General features: G+C 69.7%; 22 protein-coding genes and 2 pseudogenes. 10 read left to right on the top strand and 14 right to left on the bottom strand.

The features are described from left to right. Both ACWC09_RS31515 and ACWC09_RS31510 read left to right on the top strand, forming a co-directional pair. Positions 1 to 95: pseudogene (locus ACWC09_RS31515) on the top strand (carbohydrate ABC transporter permease); the annotation flags it as partial. A 51-nt stretch (positions 96 to 146) separates the two neighbouring features. Continuing rightward, positions 147 to 2,162, top strand: coding sequence for a beta-galactosidase (locus ACWC09_RS31510; RefSeq protein WP_450854308.1), 2,016 nt, complete (start codon positions 147 to 149; stop codon positions 2,160 to 2,162). Here ACWC09_RS31510 and ACWC09_RS31505 read toward each other — a convergent pair whose 3' ends face one another. Further along, positions 2,163 to 2,297 carry a hypothetical protein gene (locus ACWC09_RS31505; protein ID WP_450854307.1) on the bottom strand — a complete coding sequence of 45 codons (135 nt, stop codon included), beginning with the start codon at positions 2,295 to 2,297 and terminating at the stop codon, positions 2,163 to 2,165. It abuts the gene before it with no gap. 862 nt (positions 2,298 to 3,159) lie between these two features. On the opposite strand from ACWC09_RS31505, the gene ACWC09_RS31500 reads away from it, so the two are divergent. Beyond that, entirely contained in the window at positions 3,160 to 3,594 is a 435-nt protein-coding gene (locus ACWC09_RS31500; RefSeq protein WP_450854306.1) for a cupin domain-containing protein, read from the top strand. Between the two features lie 431 nt (positions 3,595 to 4,025). Here ACWC09_RS31500 and ACWC09_RS31495 read toward each other — a convergent pair whose 3' ends face one another. Both ACWC09_RS31495 and ACWC09_RS31490 read right to left on the bottom strand, forming a co-directional pair. Then, the gene (locus ACWC09_RS31495; RefSeq protein WP_450854305.1) at positions 4,026 to 4,796 is read right to left on the bottom strand and encodes an NADPH-dependent F420 reductase; all 771 of its coding nucleotides are present in this window, start codon (positions 4,794 to 4,796) and stop codon (positions 4,026 to 4,028) included. Positions 4,797 to 4,919: 123 nt separating this feature from the next. Beyond that, positions 4,920 to 5,840 carry a helix-turn-helix domain-containing protein gene (locus tag ACWC09_RS31490; protein WP_450854304.1) on the bottom strand — a complete coding sequence of 307 codons (921 nt, stop codon included), beginning with the start codon at positions 5,838 to 5,840 and terminating at the stop codon, positions 4,920 to 4,922. A 173-nt stretch (positions 5,841 to 6,013) separates the two neighbouring features. Here ACWC09_RS31490 and ACWC09_RS31485 point away from each other — a divergent pair, with 173 nt between their 5' ends. Next, positions 6,014 to 7,057: an NAD(P)-dependent alcohol dehydrogenase gene (locus ACWC09_RS31485; protein WP_450854303.1), complete on the top strand. Its 1,044-nt coding sequence runs from the start codon at positions 6,014 to 6,016 to the stop codon at positions 7,055 to 7,057. A gap of 747 nt (positions 7,058 to 7,804) precedes the next feature. Here the strand turns inward: ACWC09_RS31485 and ACWC09_RS31480 are convergent. Continuing rightward, positions 7,805 to 8,242 carry an Lrp/AsnC family transcriptional regulator gene (locus ACWC09_RS31480; RefSeq protein WP_450854302.1) on the bottom strand — a complete coding sequence of 146 codons (438 nt, stop codon included), beginning with the start codon at positions 8,240 to 8,242 and terminating at the stop codon, positions 7,805 to 7,807. 171 nt (positions 8,243 to 8,413) lie between these two features. On the opposite strand from ACWC09_RS31480, the gene ACWC09_RS31475 reads away from it, so the two are divergent. Continuing rightward, the gene (locus tag ACWC09_RS31475) at positions 8,414 to 9,688 is read left to right on the top strand and encodes an ArgE/DapE family deacylase (protein WP_450854301.1); all 1,275 of its coding nucleotides are present in this window, start codon (positions 8,414 to 8,416) and stop codon (positions 9,686 to 9,688) included. A 267-nt stretch (positions 9,689 to 9,955) separates the two neighbouring features. On the opposite strand, the gene ACWC09_RS31470 is transcribed toward ACWC09_RS31475, so the two are convergent. Further along, on the bottom strand, positions 9,956 to 10,480 hold the full coding sequence (locus ACWC09_RS31470) for a hypothetical protein (RefSeq protein WP_450854300.1): 525 nt from the start codon (positions 10,478 to 10,480) through the stop codon (positions 9,956 to 9,958). A 4-nt stretch (positions 10,481 to 10,484) separates the two neighbouring features. Continuing rightward, positions 10,485 to 10,955: an ATP-binding protein gene (locus ACWC09_RS31465; RefSeq protein ID WP_450854299.1), complete on the bottom strand. Its 471-nt coding sequence runs from the start codon at positions 10,953 to 10,955 to the stop codon at positions 10,485 to 10,487. A gap of 145 nt (positions 10,956 to 11,100) precedes the next feature. Between ACWC09_RS31465 and ACWC09_RS31460 the strand changes: the two genes are divergently transcribed. Further along, positions 11,101 to 11,331 carry a DUF397 domain-containing protein gene (locus ACWC09_RS31460; RefSeq protein WP_450854298.1) on the top strand — a complete coding sequence of 77 codons (231 nt, stop codon included), beginning with the start codon at positions 11,101 to 11,103 and terminating at the stop codon, positions 11,329 to 11,331. 96 nt (positions 11,332 to 11,427) lie between these two features. Next, positions 11,428 to 12,348 carry a helix-turn-helix domain-containing protein gene (locus ACWC09_RS31455; protein ID WP_450854297.1) on the top strand — a complete coding sequence of 307 codons (921 nt, stop codon included), beginning with the start codon at positions 11,428 to 11,430 and terminating at the stop codon, positions 12,346 to 12,348. A gap of 30 nt (positions 12,349 to 12,378) precedes the next feature. Here ACWC09_RS31455 and ACWC09_RS31450 read toward each other — a convergent pair whose 3' ends face one another. The 8 genes from ACWC09_RS31450 to ACWC09_RS31415 form a co-directional block, all read right to left on the bottom strand. Further along, complete coding sequence (locus tag ACWC09_RS31450) at positions 12,379 to 13,197, bottom strand: SAM-dependent methyltransferase (protein ID WP_450854296.1); 819 nt, start codon at positions 13,195 to 13,197, stop codon at positions 12,379 to 12,381. 55 nt (positions 13,198 to 13,252) lie between these two features. Next, positions 13,253 to 14,068, bottom strand: coding sequence for a sugar phosphate isomerase/epimerase family protein (locus ACWC09_RS31445; protein WP_450854295.1), 816 nt, complete (start codon positions 14,066 to 14,068; stop codon positions 13,253 to 13,255). Further along, positions 14,065 to 16,017: a DUF2264 domain-containing protein gene (locus ACWC09_RS31440; RefSeq protein ID WP_450854294.1), complete on the bottom strand. Its 1,953-nt coding sequence runs from the start codon at positions 16,015 to 16,017 to the stop codon at positions 14,065 to 14,067. Before ACWC09_RS31440 ends, ACWC09_RS31445 begins: the two co-directional genes overlap by 4 nt. A 34-nt stretch (positions 16,018 to 16,051) precedes the next feature. Then, complete coding sequence (locus ACWC09_RS31435) at positions 16,052 to 17,080, bottom strand: hydroxyacid dehydrogenase (protein WP_450854293.1); 1,029 nt, start codon at positions 17,078 to 17,080, stop codon at positions 16,052 to 16,054. Continuing rightward, entirely contained in the window at positions 17,077 to 17,946 is an 870-nt protein-coding gene (locus ACWC09_RS31430) for a carbohydrate ABC transporter permease (protein WP_450854292.1), read from the bottom strand. The genes ACWC09_RS31435 and ACWC09_RS31430 overlap by 4 nt, the downstream gene beginning before the upstream one ends. Next, positions 17,943 to 18,908, bottom strand: a complete 966-nt coding sequence (locus ACWC09_RS31425) for a carbohydrate ABC transporter permease (RefSeq protein ID WP_450854314.1) — start codon at positions 18,906 to 18,908, stop codon at positions 17,943 to 17,945. The genes ACWC09_RS31430 and ACWC09_RS31425 overlap by 4 nt, the downstream gene beginning before the upstream one ends. A gap of 21 nt (positions 18,909 to 18,929) precedes the next feature. After that, positions 18,930 to 20,252, bottom strand: a complete 1,323-nt coding sequence (locus ACWC09_RS31420; RefSeq protein WP_450854291.1) for an ABC transporter substrate-binding protein — start codon at positions 20,250 to 20,252, stop codon at positions 18,930 to 18,932. Positions 20,253 to 20,377: 125 nt separating this feature from the next. After that, positions 20,378 to 21,466 (bottom strand): LacI family DNA-binding transcriptional regulator, encoded by a 1,089-nt coding sequence (locus ACWC09_RS31415; RefSeq protein WP_450854313.1) that lies wholly within the window; start codon positions 21,464 to 21,466, stop codon positions 20,378 to 20,380. A 144-nt stretch (positions 21,467 to 21,610) separates the two neighbouring features. Between ACWC09_RS31415 and ACWC09_RS31410 the strand changes: the two genes are divergently transcribed. The 3 genes and pseudogenes from ACWC09_RS31410 (at position 21,611) to ACWC09_RS31400 (ending at position 23,201) form a co-directional block, all read left to right on the top strand. Continuing rightward, positions 21,611 to 22,039 (top strand): MarR family winged helix-turn-helix transcriptional regulator, encoded by a 429-nt coding sequence (locus ACWC09_RS31410; RefSeq protein ID WP_450854290.1) that lies wholly within the window; start codon positions 21,611 to 21,613, stop codon positions 22,037 to 22,039. After that, positions 22,036 to 23,037 (top strand): annotated as a pseudogene (locus tag ACWC09_RS31405) (MFS transporter); the annotation flags it as partial. The gene ACWC09_RS31410 and the pseudogene ACWC09_RS31405, both read left to right, overlap by 4 nt. Before the next feature lie 38 nt (positions 23,038 to 23,075). Then, complete coding sequence (locus ACWC09_RS31400; RefSeq protein ID WP_450854289.1) at positions 23,076 to 23,201, top strand: hypothetical protein; 126 nt, start codon at positions 23,076 to 23,078, stop codon at positions 23,199 to 23,201. Positions 23,202 to 23,329 lie beyond the last annotated feature (128 nt).

The following is a 23,329-nucleotide window of genomic DNA, read 5'->3' as shown; positions in this document are numbered from 1 at the left end:
GCGCCCTGCTCACCGCGATCCCGACCCTGATCGTGTACTTCGTGCTGCAGCGGCAGTTCGTCAGCGGGCTGACGCTGGGCGCCAACAAGGGCTGAAACAGCCGCTCTTGCCACTCCTCCCCTACACATCTCCCGGAGCACCCACCTGTGAGCACCGCACGCCGTCTTCGCGTTCCCGGCATCGCCTACGGCGGTGACTACAACCCCGAGCAGTGGCCCGAGGACGTCTGGGCAGAGGACATGCGCCTGATGCGTGAAGCGGGCGTGACCATGGTCAGCGTCGGCATCTTCTCCTGGGCGCTGCTGGAGCCTTCCGAGGGCGTCTACGACTTCTCCCGCATGGACCGGATCCTCGACCTGCTCCACGAGAACGGCATCGCCGCCGACCTGGCCACCCCCACCGCGGCCCCGCCCGCCTGGTTCTTCAAGGCGTACCCGGAGGCGCTGCCGGTCGACCGGGACGGGCACCGGCTGTCGTACGGCAGCCGCCAGACGTTCTGCCCGTCCAGCCCCGCCTACCGCCGTGCGTCCCTGCGCATCGCCCGGGCCCTCGCCGAGCGCTACGCCGCCCATCCGGCCGTCGCCATGTGGCACGTCCACAACGAGTACGGCTGCCACAACGACGCCTGCTACTGCGACACCAGCGCCGCCGCCTTCCGCACCTGGCTGCGCGCCCACTACGGCGACGACCTGGACGCCCTCAACCACGCCTGGGGCACCACCTTCTGGAGCCAGTGGTACTACGACTGGGACCAGATCCTGCCGCCCCGCGCCACCGCGGCTCCCCCGAACCCCACCCACCAACTCGACTGGCGCCGATTCTGCTCCGACGAACTGCTCTCCCTGTGCACGGCCGAACGCGAGGTGCTGCGCCGGGCCACGCCGGACACCCCCGCGACCACCAACTTCCTGGTCCTGCGCACCATCGACGCCCTCGACTACTGGCGCTGGGCACCGGAGTTGGACATCCTCTCCAACGACCACTACCTGATGTCCGACGACCCGGAAGCCGAGATCGACATCGCCCTCCACGGCGACCTGATGCGGTCGCTCGCGGGCGGGCCGTGGTTCCTCATGGAGCACTCGACCGGCGCCGTCAACTGGCAGCCCGTCAACCGCGCCAAGCGGCCCGGTGAGATGCGCCGCAACGCGCTCGCACACGTGGCCCGCGGCGCCGACGGCATCGCGTTCTTCCAGTGGCGTGCGGCCAAGGCGGGCGCCGAGCAGTGGCACTCGGCGATGCTCCCGCACGCAGGCACGGACAGCCAGATCTGGCGGGACGTCGTCCAACTGGGCGCGGATCTGCGGGCGTTGGCGGAGGTGCGGGACTCCACCGTCGCGGCACAGGTGGCGATCGTATGGGACTGGGATGCCCGGTGGGCACTGGAACTGCCCTCCCAGCCGAGTGGCGAACTGCGCTACCAGGACCTGGTTCGGGACTGGTACACCCCCCTGTGGCGGGCGGGGGTCTCCGTCGACTTCGTCCGCCCCGACGACCCTGAGCTCGACCGCTATCAACTCGTCCTGGCGCCGTCGCTGTACCTGGTGACGGACGCGGCCGCGACGAACCTCGCCCAGTACGCCGAACGCGGGGGCACCCTGGCCGTCGGCTTCCACAGCGGCATGGTCGACCAGAACTGTCATGTGTACCTGGGCGGTTACCCCGGCGCGTTCCGCGACGTCCTCGGTGTCATCACCGACGAACTCTTCCCCCTGCTGCCGGGCGAGACGACCAGCCTGACCGGCGACGTGCCCGCGGCCGCCACCGCCGACCTGTGGTCGGAGCGGATACGGCTCACCGGCGCGCAGGCCGTCGCCGCCTACGCCGACGGGCCGTTGGCGGGACACCCCGCCGTCACGCGCCACCGGCACGGCGATGGCACCGCCTGGTATCTGGGCACCCACCCCGACCAGGACACCCTCGCCGCCCTCCTCCACCGCATACACCAGGAGGCCGGCATCACACCGGAGCACCAGGCACCCGCGGGCATCGAGGTCGTCCGACGCCGCGGCGCCGAAGCCGACTACCTCTTCCTCATCGACCACACCGGCAAGGGCGCCGACGTACCCGCCGAAGGCACCGAACTCCTCACCGCCACACCGATCACGGGCAGTGTCACCGTCCCACCCGGAGGCGTCGCCGTAGTCCGTGAACCCCGCTGATCAGTGCAGCCTTGCGCTCAAGTAGGTGGGCACGAGGACACCCACCGCACGGTCGAGGAAACACATCCCGGCGGTCACGTCGCTGTTGACGGGCGCGACCGCGACGCGCACGAGCGTCCGGCTCTGATCGCTCACCCTCCACTCGCTTTCGATCTCCCCAACGATGAGCAGAGCCGGGTTATCGACGCCCAGGCCCGCTGGGACGGCCATGGCCGCAACTGGTCAAGGGACAATCGGGGTTGGTGGTTGGTCTACGTTGTCGGCGGGCCGGATGGCCTGTCGCATGAAGCGCAAGATCCCTTGATCCGGGTATGGCCTGTGGTTGGTTGCCCACGATGGTTCGCCCTACCTGGCTGCCCGGACCAACGACGACTCGACCACCGATGAGGAGTTGCGCGCCCCGATGGGGTGATCATCGCGCAGGACCGCGCCGACGATGTTGTCCGAATGAGCCGTGCGCATCCAACGGCCGGAGACTCATGTGGCCGAGAACTGGGCAGGAACCGACATCGGCAAGGCGCTCCACCACTGTGCGGTCATGGACGCCGGACGGCGCGAAGCTGCTCTCGCGCCGGGTCCTGAACGGCGAGCCCGAACTGCTGGAGCTCATCGGCGGCGCCCTGACGAAGGCGCCCCCGTCCACACCCCCGATAGCGACTTGTCTAAAGCAAACAACCCTCTATAAGATTGAGTAAGTCAAGCAATCCCTAGCTCGGTGCAGCCTGCCCGAGGCCCTGCCATGTCCAGTCCACGGAGACGCCCCGCCGACCTGCGCGGCATGCCGCGCAGGAAAACCACGGCGCGGTGCTCTGCCGGGCACAGGAACCCGCACCGACTGGATGACCAAGTCCCGCACTCCATCCGGGCTTTGGGGTGGCGCAGGAGCCGGGACGCATCAGCGATGGGCATTGTTTGCGGCACGAACACGTCCCCTTGCAGCGAGGGGCATGTTCCACAGTCGGGGCGTCTGCCTCATTTCCCCCTGGAAAGGCTACCGATGCGCAACCTACTCCGCACAGGGCTGATAACAGTCGTAGCCCTCAGCTCGTCGCTCGTCGCGGGGTCCGCCCAAGCCACTCCCCCCGGCCCGGGAGTCAAGGCCACAGTGATCTCGCAGACCACGATCGGCGACACGGACTACATCCTCCGGGAGATCACCATCCCGCCGGGGCAGAGCACGGGGTGGCACTACCACGACGGAACCCTGTACGGCTTCGTCAAGCAGGGCACCCTCAGCCACTTCGAATCAACCTGCGCATCCGACGGCGTCTACAAGGCAGGCAGCACCATCACGGAGATGAGTGGTTCCGACCACGTTCACATCGGCCGCAACCTCGGGACCACTCCACTGGTCCTGGACGTCCTCTATGTGTTGCCGCACGGCGCGCCGTTTTCCGAGGACGCCCCCAATCCAGGCTGCGACTTCCAGTAGTTCCGTCAGGTCAGTCCTGACCTGAACCATTTTTCGGAGCGAGAAGGCCGACACCGAGCAGCACCGGTGTCGGCCTTTTCCGGAGGATTGTCACGGGACTCGAGCTGAGCGAAGGGTTCCTCGGTCACGGTCGAAGCCGTCGGACGGTGCCGGCAGTCACCCGGAGCGCTGCTGCGGGTTGGTCCGCCCGCCCAGGTGGTGAAAGCCTCAGCCGGTGACGTCCCGTCCGGTAATCCGTGGCGGCGCCAGCCCTCGGATCGCGTACGCGGCGGTGAGTTCGCCGAGTGTCCACGGGTCCCGCCAGACGTCCGCGCACCCGTCCGTGATGTCATGCCCCTGGCGCAGTCCGTCCGGGCATGATCCCCGGCGCGGGCGCGCCGTCTCGGCGCAAACGGGCCCTGACGCTCCGGCGGGGCGCGCGAGGGACGGAGTCAGCACAACAGGCGGTCGGCGGTGAGTACGCGGGGCGTTTCGGCCAGCAGGGTGCGCAGCCGGTGCGCGGGCAGCGAGGCGCCCGGATCCTTGGGGGGCACGGCCCGCACCGGCCCGCCGGAGCGGATCTCCTCGCCCAGCTCGGCCAGGAAGGTCCTCGCCGCGTCGGGGTCGGCGAAGTAGGCCGTCGTGTAAGCGGCGGTCTCCGGCTCGAAGCGCCAGCTCTCGGCCAACGGCCCGACGTCGACGGTGTCGAAGCCCAGCCGGTCGATCAGGTCGGCGGCGCTCGCCTTCGCCTCGGGGTCGTCGCCGGCGATCGGCAGAGCGGTGCGATCGGCGGCTCCCGCAGGACGGGCGAGCGCCGGGATGTGCTGATCGCCGATGTTGTTGAACGCCTTGACGAGCTTCGCGACGACCAAGTGCTCCTGGACGAGTTCGCTCGTGGTGGTCCTGCCCGAGTCGAGCGCTTCAAAGATCCCGTCGCGGAACGGGTAGTAGTTGATCGTGTCGAGCACGACCTTGCCCGCCAGCGCGTCCACCGGTAGCAGTCGGTAGGCGCCGAGCGGGATGCTCACCACCACCCAGTCCCCCGCCCGCGCCGCCTCCTCGGGCGTCGCGGCCCGGGCGCGCTCACCGAGTTCCGCGACCTTCTCGGCCAGGCTCTGGGGGCCACGGGAATTGGACAGAACGACGTCGAGACCCGCCGCGATCGCGAGCCGGGCGATCCGCGTGCCGATGTTGCCGCTGCCGATGAAGCCAAGGGTGGGCATGAATGGGTTCTCCTCATCTGGTGAAATCTGTGGCCCTCGGGGTGAAGCGCGACTGGCGCGCTCTCGGAGCGACCGCCTTCCCCCGCGCCCGTCTCGGCCCCATCGCCGGGGGCGCAGACCTGGTCAGGAACCCGCTCCCGCCTTCGTCGCGTCCCGACCCCAGCTGGCCAGCAATCGCAACGCCTCCGCCGAAGGTGACCCCGGTTCCGCGTGGAAGACGATCAGCATCTGGTCGCTGTCGTCCGGGAGTCTCAACGACTCGAAGTTCAGGGTCAGTTCACCCATCAGCGGATGCCGGAACCGCTTCACCCCGTGGTGCTTCTCCTTGACGTCGTGGGTCGCCCACAGCCGCCGGAACTCCTCGCTCTTCACCGACAGCTCACCCACCAGCGCGGACAGCCTCGCGTCCTCCGGATAGCAGCCGGCGTCCATGCGCAGATGGCAGACGATGTCGATCGCCCGCTGCTCCCAGTCCATGATCAGGTCGTGGTATTCGGGCCGTAGAAACGTCAGCCGCGCCCAGTTCCGCTCCTGCGGCGGCAGTTCGGCCCAGTCCCCGAAAACCGCCGCGGTCATCGCGTTCCACGCCAGGATGTCCGTACGCCGCCCGACGATGTACGCCGGTACGTCGTCCAGCGTGTCGAGGAACTGCCGCAGCGCCCCGCGTACGACCTGGGTCCGCACAGGCTGCTTCTTCTTGTGCCGCTTCGGTTTGGCGAGGTGAGTGAGGTGGGCGTGCTCCGCGTCCGTCAGCCGCAGGGCGCGGGAGATGGCGTCGAGGATCTCCGCGGAGACATTCAGCCCGTTGCCCTGTTCGAGCCTCGTGTAGTAGTTGACGGACACCCCTGCCAGCTGGGCCAGCTCCTCGCGGCGCAGCCCCGGCACCCTGCGGTGCCGTCCGAAGTCCGGCAGCCCCACGTCCTCCGGCTTGAGCCGAGCCCGCCGGGTGCGCAGGAAGTCGCTGAGCTCGGCACGCCGGTCCAGGGCCCCGCCGGTGTTGCCGGAGGCATCCGGCGGAGACACCGATTCGGAATGTTCGTCCATGCGGTCCATTATTCCCGGCCGCACAAGATGCCAGCCTGCCCCTGCCAGTGGCAGGCCCGGCAGGGGTACGCAGAAGCGTGGCCTGGGTGACAGCGCAAAGGCTCGGCAGACTGATCGACGCACCCGGTCTGAAGGCGGCCGGGCGCGAATCCCCCCAGAGGAGAACTCCCGGCATGACCACCACTGTCGCCGCATACGCCGCCCCCTCCGCCAAGGCTCCGCTGGAGCGCACCACCATCGAGCGCCGTGAGGTCGGCGAGTTCGACGTCCTGGTCGACATCAAGTTCACCGGTATCTGCCACTCCGACATCCACCAAACCCGCGATGGCTGGAGCGAGGGCATCTTCCCGATGGTCCCCGGCCACGAGATCACCGGTGTCGTCGAGGCGGTCGGCTCCGGTGTCACCAAGTTCGCGGTCGGCGACCGCGTGGGCGTCGGCTGTCTGATCGACTCGTGCCGCGAGTGCGAGAACTGCGAGGCCGGCCTGGAGCAGTACTGCCACCAGGGTCCCATCGGCACCTACAACGCCCTCGACAAGAACGGTGAGCCGGCCTACGGCGGCTACTCCGAGAAGATCGTCGTCGACGAGAACTACACGTTCCGTATTCCCGACGGCCTCGCCCTCGACGTGGCCGCGCCGCTCCTCTGCGCCGGCATCACCACGTACTCCCCGCTCCGGCACTGGAACGCCGGCCCCGGCAAGAAGGTCGCCATCGTCGGCATGGGCGGCCTCGGCCACATGGGCGTCAAGATCGCGCACGCGCTCGGCGCCGAGGTGACCGTACTGTCGCAGTCGCTGCGCAAGAAGGAGGACGGCCTGAAGCTGGGCGCCTCGCACTACTACGCGACCAGCGACGAGGCCACCTTCACGGAGCTGCGCGGCACCTTCGACATCATCCTGTCCACGGTCTCCGCCCCCCTGAACCTGGACGCCTATCTCTCCCTCCTCAAGACGGACGGCGCGTTCCTGAACGTGGGCGGCCCCGAGGAGCCCGTCGCGCTGAACCTGTTCTCGGTGATGGCCGGCCGCAAGACCCTCGCCGGCTCCGGCATCGGCGGAATTCCGGAGACTCAGGAGATGCTGGACTTCTGCGCCGAGCACGGCCTGGGCTCGGAGATCGAGCTGATCAGCGCCTCGGAGATCAACGACGCGTACGAGCGGGTCCTGGCGAGCGACGTCCGCTACCGCTTCGTGATCGACACGGCGACGATCTGACCCTGTAGCGAACGGTGAGGGCCCCGGCGGGTGGTGAACGCCGGGGCCCTCACCACTGTCAGGAACAGTCGGGGACAGCGGTAACGGCCAGGAGTGGAGGGAGTCCCGACGCGCCACCAGATCGGCCCCACCAGCAACACCCTCAAAGCCGAGCCAGTGAGCGGCAGTTGAAGCGCACGAGTGGGCCGGCGCGCCGACTGGGGCGCGCTCGGCGCAACGAACCCGATCGGTCCGGCGGCGCCGGTCGCCGATGCCGAGGACGGTCGGTGTTGTCCGTGACATCGAACCGGGCGGTGTGCGCCTCCCCGAGATCACCGGCAACACCCACGCACTCTCCGGTGAGCAGGAAGGTCGTGTTCCTGCACGAGAGCGTCCGTTTACGACACGCGCAAGCCGTAGCTGTTCGGGTTCTCCGGCTCGACGCGACAGATCCTGTGCATCACCCTGAACGGGATCGTGTCCGGCCCCGACGTCTCCGCGGGCACGCCCTCTGGGCGGGAGTTCCGGTGGGGCCCTGAAGCCGTCGCCGGTGACACGGTCCGACTCGCGACGGCCATCCGCGGGTCCGCCGGTGCCGACGTGCCCACACCACCGCTCAGGAGCGGCCGCCCCGTTGCGGGTGATCTGCATCTAAATCCGATATCAACGGCATGTCACGATTTACTTCGCGTATATGTGCGCCTCCTGGTGTCATCCGGCACCTGAACGACAGCCTGTCGCCGCACGCACCCAAGCGGGCGTCGGCTGTCACAGATACGGCCGTTTGATCAGCCGGGACAAAACGATGACGCTCTCCGTGCGCTCGACCGGCTCGGTCGCGCGGACCCGCTGGATGGCCTGTTCCAGGTGCGTGATGTTCTCGGCGAGAAGGTGGAGCACAGCGTCCGCGGCACCCGAAACGGTACATGCCTCGACGACCTCTGGGACGTCCTCCAGGGCCCGGCGCAGCTCCGCGGGAGTGGGGTTGCCTCGGCAGTAGACCTCGACGAACGCTTCGGTCCGCCATGCGAGCACCTGCGGATCGAGAACGGCCGTGAAACCGCGGATCGCGCCGGTGGCGACGAGTCGGTCCAGCCGTCGTTTGGCTGTCGACGCCGACAGGTTGGCGGCTTTGCCGATCTCGGCGTACGTGGCCCGCGCGTTCTGCTGCACGCAGCGGATGACCGCTTCATCGATGGGGTCCACGCACGCCTCCGGAGCGCTCAGCAAACGATCAAGAGCGCAATGATCCACCAGAACACCCCTGATATTGCAAGTAATCGCTAACAGATAGGAGGAAATGGAGATTGTTTGCGCCCGAAGGCGGCCATAGTGTCCGGATCGACCTGACGTCGATCTGCCAGGAGCAGTACTGCCATGACCGCATCCCTGAGCGATGCCGAAGCCGCCGCGCTGGCTGCGGTGGACGAAGCCGCCGTCGCCCGGACGCTGCTGGAACTGCTGGCTGTGCCGAGCGTGACGGGCAGCGCTGCCGAATCCGAGTTGCAGCACCTCTTGGCCCGGCATCTCCAGCGGCTGGGCCTCGACGTCGACCTGTGGTCCATGAATCTGCCCGAACTGCGCGCGGACCCCGCCTACCCGGGCGCCGAGGCCCCGCGAGACGAGGCGTGGGGACTGGTGGGAAGCACACGCGACGACAGCGACGGACCGACCCTCGTCCTGCAGGGCCATGTCGACGTCGTGCCTCCCGGCGATCGGGCGCGCTGGGCCGGCGACCCGTTCGTACCCCGGGTCACGGGCGACATCGTCCACGGCCGCGGCGCCTGTGACATGAAGGCCGGGCTGGCGGCCGCGCTCGCGGCCCTGACCGCCATCCGCACCGCCGGGGTGAGACTGCGCGGCCGTCTCGCCGCCCACTTCGTGGTCAGTGAGGAGGACGGCGGACTCGGCGCGTTCGGCACGCTCCGGCGCGGCCACACCGCCGACGCCTGCATCATCGCCGAGCCGACCAGCGGCACGCTGATGACAGCGAACGCAGGAGCCCTGACCTTCCGCATCGAAGTCCCCGGCCAGGCAACCCACGGCAGCACCCGCTACGCAGGGGTCAGCGCCCTCGACGCCTACCTCCCCCTCCACCGCGCACTGGACCGTCTGGAAACCGCCCGCAACTCCGATCCCCACCCACTGATGGCCGCCTACCCCATCCCCTACCCGCTGTCAGTCGGCACGGTCCACGCCGGCGACTGGGCCAGCAGCGTCCCCGACCTCCTCGTGGCCGAGGGACGAGTGGGCGTCCGGCTGGACGAGGACCCGGCCGACGCCCGCACGGAACTGGAGAACTGCATCGCCCAAGCCTGCGCCGCCGATCCCTGGCTGCGTGCTCACCCGGCCACGGTGACCTGGCCCGGCGGTCAGTTCGCCAGCGGACGGATGCCGGACGGCCACCCCCTGGCGACGCTGGTCGGTCACGCCCACGCCGACATCACCGGCAGCAGGCCACCGCGTGAGCAGGGCGCGCCATATGGGAGCGACCTGCGTCTGTACAGCGCTCAGGGCATCCCCACGCTCCAGTACGGGCCTGGCGAAGTGCGGTGGGCACACGGGCCGCAGGAACAGGTGCGTCTCGCCGAGGTCATCACCGTCACCCGCACGCTGGTCCTGGCCGCGCTGCGGACGGTGGGCACAGAGTAACCCCACAGTCTCTGGCACCCCGCACTCAACGCTGTCCGTGTCAGCGGCGGCCCACCTACGCGCCGCTGCCCGCGCTCAGTGCGCCTCACTGAGCAGCGGACCGGGCTCCCACCCGCGCACCCCCGCTTGGGGAAGGACTACGTGGAACCCCGCGTGAGGCTGCACAGAATTGGCCCATACCAAATCTCTGGCATGTACATACAGAGCGGCGAACCGACCGTCAAGCCCGAGGAAGGCTCCACACCTGAGACCTGCGCCGTGCGTGGCTCAGCGCGGCGGGTGCTCCGTCTGCGGAGCCGCCAGCGCGGAGGCGAGTTCCTCGGTGGCGTGGACGAGTTCGGCGTCCCCCTCGTTCAGCAGGCGTTCGATGGCGATGCTGTGGGCGTGGACGGCCTGACGGGCCGCGGTTTCCCACGCGATGTGGTCGCCGTGGCGGCGGCGCAGTTTGGGATAGGCGGCAGCCGTGTTCTCCCACTGGCGGGTGACGGCGATGTTCCGCAGCAGGCGCAGGATCTGGGCCCGGCAGGTGACCTGGGGGCGCTGGGCGAGGTCCCACAGGAAGGGGACGGTGACGGCCGTCGCCTCGTCGACGACGAAGCCGTGCCGGCAGATCCGGTTGCGCAGTCCGTACAGCGCGGTGCGCGCGGCGGCGTCGTCGCCCGAGGCGAGGGCGGCGAGCAGGAAGGGGATGGCAGCGGCGGAGCCGGTGGTGTCCTGGATCTCGCGCCACGGCACCCGGGTGACGTCGCCGAGCGAGGTGGGCGGCTGGTCGTGCCTCACCGATGTGTTCATCGCCTCAGGCCGTCGCCGCGCCTTCGCGCCAGGTGCCCCGCCCGGTGGGCAGCATGGCCCAGACGGTCTTGCCCGTGAGGGCGTGGCGGGTCCAGCCCCAGTGTTCGGCGAGAGCGTCGACGATCCGTAGGCCGCGACCGTGCTCGTCGAGCGGGAGGGTGGTCTGCGGGCAGGTCGGCAGGGTGCTGCCGGAGTCGGTGACGGCGCACAGCAGATGGGGGCCCCGCAGGGTCAGCTTCAGCAGGACCTCGGCATCGGCCTCACCGGCCGCGTCGTGCGGTCGGGCGTGCAGCAGGGCGTTGGAGACCAGTTCGGTCACGATGCTCAGCGCGTCGTCGCGCTGGTGATCCAACTGCCAGCGGCTGAGGGTGCGTTCGGTGAACTCACGCGCCTGGGCGCACCCCTGGCGGGTGCCGGACAGACGCAGCGTGGCGGCGAAGTCGGACAGGGTTGCCGGGTGCGCGGGTAACGACACAGCGACTCCCTGAGAGGACGTCAGGACGGGACATCAGCACGGAGGTTGATGCCTTGGCTATTATCCATGCCGAGAGCAGTTCCGTGCAATTTCACGGGAAATTGCGTGCACCGAGGGATGGTCGTACGCGGGCAAGGAGTATGACGTGCCGTCAGTCCACAACGGGATACGGGCGAGTTCACTGGGCGTGGACTGGCTCAAGAGCCGCCACAGCAACGCCGAGGGCAACTGCGTCGAGGTCGCCGCCCTGCCCGGCGGAGAGATCGCGCTGCGCAACTCCCGTGATCCGCACGGGCCCGCGCTCGTCTACACACCGGCCGAGCTGGCCGCTTTCCTGGCCGGCGCGAAGGACGGGGAGTTCGATCACCTCGTGTGACCCGGCAGTCGGCACACGGGTTCCGCCGACGGACGCGACAATGGGCCGTGCGATGCGATAATGCACCCTGTCGTCATCTGCCCACCGGGAGTCAGGATGTCCTCCGAGTCACCGCGCGTCTCCCGCCTCGAACCGTATCTGAATCGCACCGAGCCCGCCCCGACGTTGCTGAAGATGCTGGTCGGGGTCCAGCTCACGGGAATCCGCGAGGACGCGGGGCTCGCGCAGGAACAGGCCGCCCGCGCCGTGGGGTTCAGCCCGGCCAAGCTGTCCCGCATCGAGGCGGGCAAGGGCCGGCGCCCGCCGACCGAGGCCGACGTGCGGGCCCTGCTCGACCTGTACAAGGCGGACGAGTACGAGACATCGGTGCTGCTGCAGTTGCTGCGGCGCGCCGGGGAGCCGGGCTGGTGGCAGCGGTTCGACAAGCGGCTGATGCCCGAATGGTTCGACCGGCTCGTGGGGCTGCAGGAGGCGGCCCTGGCGATCCGTACGTTCGAGATCCAGTACGTTCCCGGTCTGCTGCAGACTCCGGCCTACACCCGTGCGGTGGTGGAGCGCGGACTGCCGTGCGCGCCGGCCCGCGAGGTGGAACGGCGTGTCGAACTCCGCATGCGCCGAAGGGAGTTGCTGCAGCGCACCGACGCGCCCCAGCTGTGGGCGATCGTCGACGAGTCGGTGCTGCTGCGCGTCCTGGGCAGCGGTGAGGTGATGCGGGAGCAGCTGGAGCACCTGATCGCGATGGCGCGACAGCCGCATGTGACCGTCCAGATCGTCCCCCTGGACGTGACGAACGCGTCCGCGCCGGCCATACCGGTGACCTATCTGCGCTTCGGCGGGCTCGATCTGCCCGACATCGTCTACCTCGAGCACATCAGGAGCGCCACGTTCCTGGAGGACCGGGACGAGACGGAGGAGTACCGGGTGGCCCTGGACCGGCTCGCCGACGAGGCCCTCGATCCCCGCGAATCCCTCAAGCTCCTCCGGGAGACGGCCGAGCGGCGGTACGGGGCCGGGTGACCCCGCGCCCCGCACACGGGTTCGCCCCCGCTACCTGAGTCGCCCGACTCCGCCGAACTCGATCCACTCCTGGGTGAGTTGGCGCGGGGCCACCTCGTTGTCCGGCCGCCAGGTGGACACTTCCACCAGTCCCGGCTCCAGGACGTCCATGCCCTCGAACCACTCGGCGACGTCCTTCTCCTGCCGCACGCGGCCCCAGTGCCCCTGCGTGGCCTGGGCCATGAAGTCGGTGACGAAGTCCCGCACTTCCTTGTCCTCGCTGACCAGCTGGCACATCACCAGGCAGCTTCCGGGCGCGAGGCGTTCGACCACCCGTCGCACCACCGCCTGCGGTCCTTCGCTGTCGCTGTCCGGGATGCAGTGGAACACCGAGTTGAACAGGACCGCCACCGGCTGTGAGAAGTCGATCAGCCGCTCGGTGTCGGGGTGGGAGAAGATCGTGTCGGTGTCCCGCATGTCGGCCTGGATGACCGCGGTGCGCTCGTTCTGCTCCAGCAGGGCCCTGCCATGCACCAGGACCATCGGGTCGTTGTCGACGTAGACCACCCGCGAGGCCGGGTCGATACGCTGCGACACCTGGTGCACGTTGTTCTGGGTCGGCAGCCCCGAGCCGTGGTCGAGGAACTGGCGCAGGCCGTACTCCTGCGCGAGGGTCCCGACCACCCGTTGCAGGAAACGCCGGTTGTTCAGCGCCAGCGCCCGTGTGCTGGGGACGACCTTGTCCAGTTCCTCGCAGGCGGCGCGGTCGACGGCGTAGTTGTCCTTGCCGCCCAGGTAGTGGTCGTACATGCGCGCGGCCGTGGGAACCGTCGCATCGATCTTGGTCGACATCCGCTTCCCGGACTCCATCGTCTCCCCCACTCCCGCACCGGACCCGACGCACCGGTGCACCAGGCAATACATCCTAGAGACACGGCAGTTGACCCGACCACCGACTCGATCGATTCGCTCCCGCCTTTCGCGGCAGGTCGGTCAGCGAGCGGAGGGACCGGGCCTCGCGGGTCAGTACTCTCTCGTCGTTGTCGGGGACGAACTCCAGGAGGACGTCCCGTGGGTGGCCGTGCCCGCGCAGTCGGGCGAGGGCGGCCCGCCACAGGTCGGCACGGACCGGGAGGGGGTGCCGGGTGGTACCCGGCCACCACGAGAAGGCGTGCACGGCGGCGACCTGGTCGATCAGGGTGTCGAGGCCGCCGAGTGTCTCCGCGTCAGGTATGTCGAGCGGCGGTTGCCAATAGGTGCGTACAGGGGAATGGCCCACGTCGCTCAGCAGTCCGAGGGTGCGGTCGGCGCCGTCGGTGAGGGTGTTGCGGTGGAACTCGTACGCGAGTTGGACGCCGCGGACGGCCGCGAGGTCCGCCACGCGCCGGGTGTCCCTGATGACGGCCGCTCTGCCTTCGGGCGACGTCTCGTCGGTGCCCGTGGCGCCCGCCCAGATCCGGATGCGGGGTGCGCCGAGCAGCACGGCCGAGCGGAGGACGTCGTCGAAGGCGGCGGGATCACTGTGCCCGGCTCGGTAGTACGAGCCGTACGAGGAGACCGCCAGCCCGGTCTTCTCGGTTGCGGCGCGGACGTCGGCGGCGACGGCCTCGTCGCCCGCCGGTACATGGATGTCGGCACCCCACTCGACGCACTCCAGGCCCGCTTCGACCGCGGCCGCGAGGACGCGGGGCACGTCGAGGTGGCGCAGTGTGACGGAGCACAGTCCCAGGCGAAGCGTCATGACGGCTCGTGATCCGTGACCGAGGGACCATCACGACCGTCGGCTCCGAAGTCGATGACTGTTCGGGTGCCGTCGGCCCAGGTGACGGTGACGGCGAGACCACCCGTGAAGGCGGTGGCCTGCCCGGACAGCGGGGCCGGGTCCGGTTCGCCCGTGAGGGAGGCCAGTGCCACGAAGACCGTGTCGGCGTCCGACTCCCCTACCGTTCCGGTCAATTCGGGTACCAGGGCCCAGGGGCCGTACGCCGTTCCCTGCGGTGCGCGGACCACCCGCTGTGTCTGCCAGCCGTGCAGGCCGATCAACTGGCTCGACACCTCTGGTCCGTCGAGACGAAGTTCCGCGTTCTGACCGGTGTCCACCGCGGCTTCGGGCGCCAGGGCGACGGCCCAGCCACTGTGGTGGATGAGTGTTCCCGGCGGGACGCCGACGGCGCGATGTACGCGCAGTTCGAGTCTGCGGTGCACGAGGGTCAGGCTCTCGATCCTGGCCGACGGGAGGACAGGGCCCCTCTCGGGGAAGACCGGGCGGTGCCAGGAGGCGAGCCAGTCGGGGCCGTGGGCAAGGGGGTTGACGCGGATGCGGGCGCTGCGGGTGCCACGCGACTCGAGCGCGATGTGGTTGTCGGGGGCGTTGGCGACACTGGTCGGGCCGGTTCGGGTGGAGTAGGCGAGGCGGGCGTAGAGGGGATTGCCGGGGGCGCGCTCCGGCTCGCGGGAGTCGAGCTTGTGGCTGCCGTGGTTGTGCAGGCGGCTCAGGCCGTCGGCGCCCGTGGTCTGGAGGAGCAGACCGGGGGCCGGCAGGGCGAGTGCGCGGTCGGGACCCTCGGCCGGCGCCCTCTCCTCGATGGCCGTCCACACCGGGTGCTCGGGTGGGAGCAGCAGGCCGAGGAACCCCTTGGAGGCCCAGTACGGGGAGCCGGGTCCGGAGTAGGGCTGGAGGGTCGCTTCGTGCGGGCCGTACCAGCCGAGGGTGAGGATGCCGTCCGGGGCCGCCGCGCCACGGTCCAGGAAATGGCGCAGTGCCCCGCTGAGGATGCGGCGGGTGACGCCGGGGGCGAGCGGTGTCATGCCGGTGAGGGCGCCGAGGGCCACGGCGGTGACGGCGGCGAACCGGTACGTCAGGGAGCGGCCGTGGTGGATCGGGGCGCCGTTCGCGTCGAAGAGGAGGGCGAAGCCGTCGAGGAACTCCCGTAGCCGCGGGCCGAGTCGGTCGAGGAGCATGCGGTCGCCGGCGAGGTGGGCGTGGAGCAGCGGGTAGAAGTGCAGGGCCCAGCCGTTGTAGTGGTCGAAGGCGCGGCCGTCCCCGTCGGAGTACCAGCCCTGTCCCTGGTACCAGCCCTCCAGCAGGCCGAGTCCGCGGTCGACGGCCTGCCGTGTCTCGGCGTCGCCCCGGCCCACGGACTCCAGGAAGCCGGCGACGGTCAGCGGGAAGAGGTACCAGTTGTTGGGGGCGGGCGTGTGCCTGAGCGCTCCGCGCAGCCACTGCTCGACCCGGTCCTGGTCGGCGGCGGAAAGGGTCTCCCAGGTCCAGGGCGCGGTCAGGCGCAGGGCCAGCGCCACGGACGCGGACTCCACCATCGGCTGGCCCTGGATGCCGTGATGGCCGATCTCCGGCCAGGACTCGGCGTCGTCGCGGCCGGGGGTGCGGGTGCCGCGCACGAGGCCGGCGGTGTAGCGCTCCAGGACGCCGTGCGGATCCTTGCCGGCGGCTCCCGTCGTACGGAACGCGGCGAGCAGGAACGTACGCGCGAAGCCCTCCAGTCCGTCGGAGCGCACCCCTGACCGGGACGGCCGGCCGGGCAGGTCGATCAGGGCGTGGCCGGGGGTGGCGTAGCGGAGGGCGCCGGTGAGCAGGCCGTCGGCGGCGGCTTCCCAGTGGGCGCGGGTGTAGCCGGTGTGCGGGCTGAGTGTGCGGTCGTCCGCGGGGAGTTCGAGCGGGTGGTCGGGCATGGCGGGACCACGTCTCCTGTTCGTTGGGGCGATGTCAGGCGAGGCGGGCCAGGGTTTCGGGGCGGACGGGGTGGGTGAAGGGGCGACCGTGGACGTACGACTCGACCTCGGCCAGCGCCAGATCGGCGAGGCGGCGCAGCTCACCGCCCTTCGAGCCGGCGATGTGTGGGGTGATGAGGACGTTGGGGCGGTCGAACAGGGGTGAGTCGGCGGGGAGTACCTCGGGGACCGTCACGTCCAGGATCGCGTTCAGGCGGCCGGACACCACCTCGTCGGTGAGGGCCTTCTGGTCCACGACGGCCCCGCGCGCGGTGTTGATCAGTGTGCCGCCCGTGCGCAGCCGGGCCAGCAGCTCGCGGCTGACCAGGCCGCGGGTCTCGGGCAGCAGCGGGGTGTGCACGCTCACCACGTCGCTCTCGGCGAACAGCTCGGGCAGGCCCACCGGCTCCGCACCCAGGTCGCGTACCTCGGTGTCCGAGACGTAGGGGTCGTGCAGGAGCACGGTCAGTTCGTGGTGGCGGAGCAGGTCGATGACGCGGCGGCCGATGATCGAGGCGCTGAGGATGCCGACCGTACGGCGGTAGTTGCCCGCGCCGGGGAGGCGTTCGTTCCAGTCGATGCGGCGGCGCTCGGTGCGGTAGACGCGGGCCGTGTCGAGGACGCGCTTGTTGGCGAGCAGGATCATGGCGAGGGTGTACTCGGCGACCGGCACGGCGTTCGCCGCGGCCGCCGAGGACACCGTGAGGCCGCGTTCCCAGCAGGCGGGGGTGATGTGGTGACGTACGGTGCCGGCGGTGTGGACGACCGCCTTGAGCAGGGGCGCGGCGTCGAGGGCCGCGGTGTCGACGGCCGGGCAGCCCCAGCCGGTGATGAGCAGTTCGGCATCCGCGAGTGCGCTCCGTGCGGTGGGGGTGGTGAGGTCGTCCAGGACGAGGTCCGGATCGATGTCGGTGAGGGCGGCGAGCCGGGATCGTACGTCCGGGTCGAGGACCTGTCGCGCGGTCCTCTGCGCCATGGCGAGCACGGCGCGTGGACGGCGCAACGGGCCGTCGGGGTGGGTCACTTGACGCTCCCTGCGGTCAGACCGGACTTCCAGTAGCGCTGCAGCGTGAGGAACGCGACGATCAGCGGGACCACGGCGAGCAGCGAGCCGATGACGACGAGCGGGTAGTACTCGGGCGAGACGGTGGCGGAGCTGTTCCAGGTGTAGAGGCCGAGGCTGAGCGGATACAGGTGCTGGTTCGAGAGCATCACCATGGGCAGGAAGAAGTTGTTCCAGATGGCGGTGAGCTGGAAGAGGAAGACGGTGACGAAGCCGGGGCCGAGCATCCGCAGGCTGACGCGGAAGTAGGTCTGCAGCTCACCCGCGCCGTCCACGCGGGAGGCCTCCAGGACCTCGTTGGGGACGTAGCCGCTGCTGAGCAGGCGGGCGAGATAGACACCGAAGGGGTTGAACAGGACGGGGACGAAGACCGCCCAGAAGGTGTTGACCAGGCCGATGCCGGAGGCCACCAGGTAGAGCGGGAGGGCCAGGACCGTCGGCGGGACCATGACGCCGGTCAGGACGAGCCCGAACAGCTTCTCCTTGTGCGGGAATTCGTACTTGTCGAACGCGTAGCCGGCGGCGACGCTGATCAGCGAGCCGGTGAACGCGCCGAGGACCGCGTACAGCAGGCTGTTGAGGTACCAGCGGCCGTAGACGCCGTCCTCCATGGTGAACAGGTCGCGGAGGTTGTGCCAGAGGGAGAAGTCCCGCAGGGAGAGGATGTCGCTGCCGAAGAGCGCGTCGGCGTTCTTGGTGGAGGCCAGCAGCAGCCACAGGGCGGGCAGCAGCGTGTAGAGGGCCGCGAGGACGACCACCGTGCTGGCGACGGCCCGGCTGGTCAGGCGCCTGCCGGAGGTCTTGGCGGGCGTGGCGATCACGGTCATCGGGCGCTCCGTTCCTGGCGGCCGGCCCAGCGCGTGACGCCGTACGAGAGGGCGCAGGTGACGATCAGGAGGATGACGGAGGCCGCGGAGGCCAGTCCGTAGTTGTTGCGGCGGAACGCGGCGTCGTAGATGTACATGTTCGGTGTAAAGCGGGAGTTGACCATCGGGGTGGCCTGGTTCATCAGCATCGGCTCGGTGAACAGCTGCAGCGCGCCGATCAGGGCGAACATGCACACCATCACGACCGAGCCCCTGATGATGGGGACCTTGACCATCAGGGCCGTACGGATGCCGCCGGCGCCGTCGATGCGTGCCGCCTCGATCACCTCGCGCGGCAGGGCCTGGAGAGCGGCGTAGAAGATCACCATGTTGTAGCCGAGGCCGCTCCACAGGGCGATGTTCACGATCGACGGGAGCACGGTGTGCAGCCCGAGGAAGTCGATGGTGATGTCGGCCTGTGCGAAGAGTCTGATGACCGGGCTGAGGCCGGGCGTGTAGAGGTAGAGCCAGATGACGGCGGCGATGAGGCCGGGCACCGCGTGCGGCAGGTACAGCAGCATCTGGGCGGTGCGGCGCAGCCGGATGAGTCCGGAGTCCAGCAGCAGGGCGAGGACGAGGGCGCTGACCACGACGACCGGTACGAAGATCACGCAGTACAGGGCGATGACGCCGAAGCCGGAGACGAAGCTCGGGTCGGTCAGTACCGCGAGGTAGCTGCGCAGGCCGGTGAAGACGGTGGTGCCGCCGCCGAAGCCGAGGCCGTGGTGGTCCTGCGAGAAGAGGCTGAGGCCGATGGCGTAGGCGACGGGGACCAGGAACACGGCGACGAGCAGTGCCGTGAACGGGGCCAGGAGCGCGGCGCAGGCGACCATCTGCTGTCGGCGTCCTGCCGCGCGGGGCCGGGACGCGTTCGCTGCCTGCGATGTCGTCCCCGTCCGCTTGCGGGCTTTCCCTTCGGAGATCACTGTGCTCACGGGTGCACCTCAGTGGGTAGTGACCGACAGGCCGAGGCTCTTGAGGTCGGGGAGTGTTCGGCGCTGTCCTTCACGCAGTGCGCCGATGATGGTGCCGCTGCCGGCTCCGGCCTTGGCGAAGCCGTCCTCGACGGAGGTGATGGTGGAGGTCATGCGCGGACCCCACTTCCACCGGGGGGAGATCAGCGCGGCCTGCTGCTGGAAGAGGCCGAAGATGTCCTGGCCGGAGTAGTAGCTCGTGTCCATCTCCTTGCGGGCGACGGGGACGAGGGAGGGCACGGCCGGATATGCGCTGCTGATGCCGCTGGAGAGCTTGGCGCGCAGGGCGTCGGGGCTGGTGACCATCCAGGTGATGAAGTCCAGTGCCTCGGTGGGGTGGTTGCTGTCCTTGGTGACGACGAAGGTCGATCCGCCCTGGGTGCCCAGGGAGGGCTTGGCCGGGTCCCACTGCGGGAGCGGCGCGATGGCCCATTTGCCCTTGCCGTCGGGGGTGGAGTTCATCAGCGAGCCCGCCGCCCAGGCGCCCGCCGTGTAGCCGACGGTCTCGCCGCTCTGGAGATGCGCCCGCCACTGCTGGCTGTCCACGGGCTCGACGCGTACGAGGTCCTGGTCGACCAGGCGCTGCCAGTACGCGGCGACCTTGCGGGTCGGGGCGTCGGCCATGGAGATCTGCCAGGTGTCGTGGGGGGTGCGGAACCACTGGCCGCCGGCCTGCCAGGCGAACCCGGCCATGTGCAGGGAGCCGTTGGTGAAGAAGCTGGCGATCCGGGAGCTCGGCTGCGCCTTCTTCAGCTTGCGGGCCGCACTCTCGAACTCCGCCCAGGTCTTGGGGACGGGGATGCCGTACTTCGTGAAGACGTCCTTGCGGTAGAAGAACATCATCGGCTCGATGTCCACCGGCACGGCGTAGGTGTGCCCGGCGAGAGTGGTGAGGTCGAGGGCCTGGGGGAGGATCTTGCGGCGTACCGAGTCGGGCAGCAGCTTGGTGAGGTCGCGTGGCACGCCGTCGATGGCGAAGCCGGGCAGCTGCGGGTACTCGATGGTGGCCACGTCGGGGGCGTTGCCGGCGCGGGCGGCGTTGCTGAGCTTGGCGTAGCCGCCCTGGGGGCCGGAGGGGACCTGCTGGAAGTCGATCCTGACCTTGTTCTGGATGCGGTTGTACTCGTCGACGACCTGCTGGGTGCCGCGCAGTGCCGACCAGAAGGTGAGGTGGACCTGTCGTCCGTCCTTCGCGGTGTCGCTGCCGGTGGCGGTGGAGCAGGACGTCAGCAGTAAGGCGAGGACGGCGAGCAGCGCAGTGCCGGACGCATGTATGAGTCGCTGACCAGGCATGGGCCCTCCCGCGTCGTTGCTGGGGTCATGGGCATCCTGATCGCTCGGCGAAAAAGGCGTCAAGAGAACGAACAGAAGAAACGCAATCGGTCAAACGATCAGAATTGCTGCGGCCCCGGCAGGGATCAGGACGCGGGCGGCGCCGTGGACTGCCTGATCACGAGATCCGGCAGCAGTTCCACATGACGGGGAGGGCCCGGGCGCAACCCGTCGCGGTCACCCGCGAGCCGGCGCAGCAACAGGTCCACTCCGGTGCGGCCGAGCTCCGCCTTGGCCGGGGCGACGGCGGTCAGCGGGACGGGGCCGATGTCGGCGACCACGTCGTTGTACGCCACCACCGAGCAGCGTCCCGGCACGGGGATCCCCGCCGACTGCAGTCCCTGGAGCAGCACCAGCGCGTCCATGTCGCCGTGGATCAGCACCGCCGTGGCGCCGGTCTCCGCGACCACCTGGGCCAGGTCCACGGCCCGTGGGTCGGCGACACGCGGGTCGGGCCCCGCGGTGGGCGAGCTGAGAATCGTCCGGCACCCCTCGGCGAGCCCCCGCGCCGCGGTCTGCTCGGCGAACTGTGCGCGGATGACCCGGGCGGTGGGGCTGTCGTCGCGCGCCGCCAGCACGATCCGCCGGTGCCCGAGGGCCACGAGATGCTCGAGGGCCAGGTGAACGCCGTACCCGTGGTCGGTGCGCACGCAGTCCACCCCGTAGATCGCACTGGTCCGCTCGGGGCGACGCTCGACGAGGACCGTGGGGACGTCCAGCGCGGACAGCCACGACTGGTCCGCGGTCGCCGCCTCCTGGGTGCGCCAGTGCGGTGACAGCAGCAGCCCGCGCGCCCCGGCCTCCAGCGCCTGGCGCACCGCCTCCCGCTCAGCTCCGGCGTGACCTGCGGCGATGTGCAGGGCGAGACGCAGACCGGCCTTCTGCGCCGCCTCCCGGGCCCCTTGCACGGCCTCGGTCAGATACGTGTTGCTCTCGGGGACCACCATGGCGATGGCCTCGCCGCCTGCGGCGGTCTTCTCGGGCACCGGTCGCAGTGAACGGGCCACGCCGTGGCCCCGGCGCACCTCCCCCCGCTGGGCCAGTTCCTCGACGTCCCGGCGCACCGTGACGACGGAGACGCCCAGTTCGTTTGCCAGGTCGGTGATGCGTGCGACGCCCCGGTCCCGCACCGTCTCCGCGATCCGCCGCTGCCGCTTGTCCGCCGACTCCCGCATGTCCCCACCGCTTCCGTCCGCCGACCGCTTGTCGCACGATGCGCTCAAGCATATCGATCATTCGATCAGAAACGGGATCAGCATGTCCGCATTTACTAACAATTGATTGAGCAGTCCAGACTGATAAATCTAGAGTTAGTACCCATGAAGGTGGATGCAGAAGTACTCGCGGCCGAACTCCGGCTCGCCCTGGGCCGCGTGGCACGGCGGCTGCGTCAGGCGCACGCCGTGGGGGACGTCACCCTCTCCGGTGTGTCCGTGCTCGCGCGGCTGGCCCGGGACGGCTCCGACTCGCCGACCTCCCTCGCCGCGATGGAGCGGGTGCGCCCCCAGGCCATGGCGAGCACCCTCGCCCAGCTCGAACAACGCGGACTGGTGTGCCGTAGCCCCGACGCCGCGGACGGGCGGCGGAGCATCGTGGCGGTGACCGACCAGGGGCGTGCCGTGCTGGCCGAGCGACGCTCGGAGTCGGTGCAACGCCTCGCGGCCGTACTCGACGACTTCACCGCCGAGGAGCGCGCCACGCTCGCGGCGGCCCTGCCGCTGCTGGACCGGCTGGCGGAGCGGCTGTGAACAGGGACACTGCCCCGGGCCCCGGCTACAAGTGGGTCGCGCTGTCGAACACCACGCTCGGTGTGCTGATCGCCACCATGGACGCCTCCATCGTGATCATCTCGCTGCCGGCGATCTTCCGTGGCATCGGCCTCGATCCGCTCGCGCCGGGCAACATCGGCTATCTGCTCTGGATGATCCTGGGCTATCTGCTGGTGTCGGCGGTGCTCGTCGTCCTGCTCGGCCGGCTCGGCGACATGTTCGGCCGGGTACGGATCTACAACCTCGGCTTCCTCATCTTCGCGTGCGCCTCCGTCGCGCTCTCCCTCGACCCCTTCCACGCCGGGGCGGGCGCCCTGTGGCTGATCCTGTGGCGCATCGTGCAGGCCTTCGGCGGCTCGATGCTCACGGCCAACTCGGCCGCCATCCTCACCGACGCCTTCCCGGCCCGGAAGCGCGGCATGGCCCTGGGCATCAATCAGATCACCGCGCTCGCCGGGCAGTTCCTCGGGCTGCTCGCGGGCGGTCTGCTGGCCGCCGTCGACTGGCGCGCCGTGTTCTGGGTGAGCGTCCCGATCAGCATCACCGGCACGATCTGGTCCTACCTCAGCCTCCGGGAGACCTCGACGGGCCGTCCCGGCCGCGTCGACCGGCTCGGCAACCTCACCTTCGCCGCGGGCGCCGGAATCCTCCTGGCGGCCATCACCTACGGCATCCAGCCCTACGGCGGCGACGCCACCGGCTGGACCAACCCATGGGTCCTCGCGGGCCTGACCGGCGGCGCCGTCCTGCTGCTGCTCTTCTGCTACGTCGAGACACACGTCGCCGAGCCCATGTTCAACCTCGCCCTGTTCAGGATCCGGGCGTTCGCCGCGGGCAACGTGGCCGCGCTGCTGACCGCGATCGCCCGTGGCGGGCTGCAGTTCATGCTCATCATCTGGCTGCAGGGCATCTGGCTGCCCCTGCACGGCTACGCCTTCGAGGACACCCCGCTGTGGGCGGGCATCTTCATGCTCCCGACACCGACAACTGGGCGTCGACCGGCATCAGTTACTCGGTGACGCTGGACTCGACCGCGTCCTCCTCGGATCTGGACCGGCTCGTGCAGGTCGTCGACGAAGTCGCCGAGATCCCCAAGGCCATCCGCGCCGGGGCCCGGGTGACGCGGAGCGTCGGCCCGTGATGCCGGACTGACGCGGCGGCGGAAGCGCCTGACGCGCAAAGGACTTGCATGGTCTAGACCAAGAAGAGGTTTGGTCTAGACCGAGGCATGGACGTCGTTGGTGGCGCCGCACCAAGCTGGGGTCCCCC

The organism is Streptomyces sp. NPDC001617 (assembly GCF_053596855.1).
Note: the sequence above shows the minus strand (reverse complement) of the source record. Positions and strands in the feature narration are given on the sequence as shown.

Excerpts from the sequence above, each read along its gene's own strand:
- ACWC09_RS31500 (WP_450854306.1), top strand. The coding sequence starts at position 3,160 with ATGCGCAACCTACTCCGCACAGGGCTGATAACAGTCGTAGCCCTCAGC.
- ACWC09_RS31495 (WP_450854305.1), bottom strand. The coding sequence starts at position 4,796 with ATGCCCACCCTTGGCTTCATCGGCAGCGGCAACATCGGCACGCGGATC.
- ACWC09_RS31490 (WP_450854304.1), bottom strand. The coding sequence starts at position 5,840 with ATGGACGAACATTCCGAATCGGTGTCTCCGCCGGATGCCTCCGGCAAC.
- ACWC09_RS31485 (WP_450854303.1), top strand. The coding sequence starts at position 6,014 with ATGACCACCACTGTCGCCGCATACGCCGCCCCCTCCGCCAAGGCTCCG.
- ACWC09_RS31475 (WP_450854301.1), top strand. The coding sequence starts at position 8,414 with ATGACCGCATCCCTGAGCGATGCCGAAGCCGCCGCGCTGGCTGCGGTG.
- ACWC09_RS31470 (WP_450854300.1), bottom strand. The coding sequence starts at position 10,480 with ATGAACACATCGGTGAGGCACGACCAGCCGCCCACCTCGCTCGGCGAC.
- ACWC09_RS31455 (WP_450854297.1), top strand. The coding sequence starts at position 11,428 with ATGTCCTCCGAGTCACCGCGCGTCTCCCGCCTCGAACCGTATCTGAAT.
- ACWC09_RS31450 (WP_450854296.1), bottom strand. The coding sequence starts at position 13,197 with ATGGAGTCCGGGAAGCGGATGTCGACCAAGATCGATGCGACGGTTCCC.
- ACWC09_RS31445 (WP_450854295.1), bottom strand. The coding sequence starts at position 14,068 with ATGACGCTTCGCCTGGGACTGTGCTCCGTCACACTGCGCCACCTCGAC.
- ACWC09_RS31440 (WP_450854294.1), bottom strand. The coding sequence starts at position 16,017 with ATGCCCGACCACCCGCTCGAACTCCCCGCGGACGACCGCACACTCAGC.
- ACWC09_RS31430 (WP_450854292.1), bottom strand. The coding sequence starts at position 17,946 with ATGACCGTGATCGCCACGCCCGCCAAGACCTCCGGCAGGCGCCTGACC.
- ACWC09_RS31420 (WP_450854291.1), bottom strand. The coding sequence starts at position 20,252 with ATGCCTGGTCAGCGACTCATACATGCGTCCGGCACTGCGCTGCTCGCC.
- ACWC09_RS31415 (WP_450854313.1), bottom strand. The coding sequence starts at position 21,466 with ATGCGGGAGTCGGCGGACAAGCGGCAGCGGCGGATCGCGGAGACGGTG.
- ACWC09_RS31410 (WP_450854290.1), top strand. The coding sequence starts at position 21,611 with ATGAAGGTGGATGCAGAAGTACTCGCGGCCGAACTCCGGCTCGCCCTG.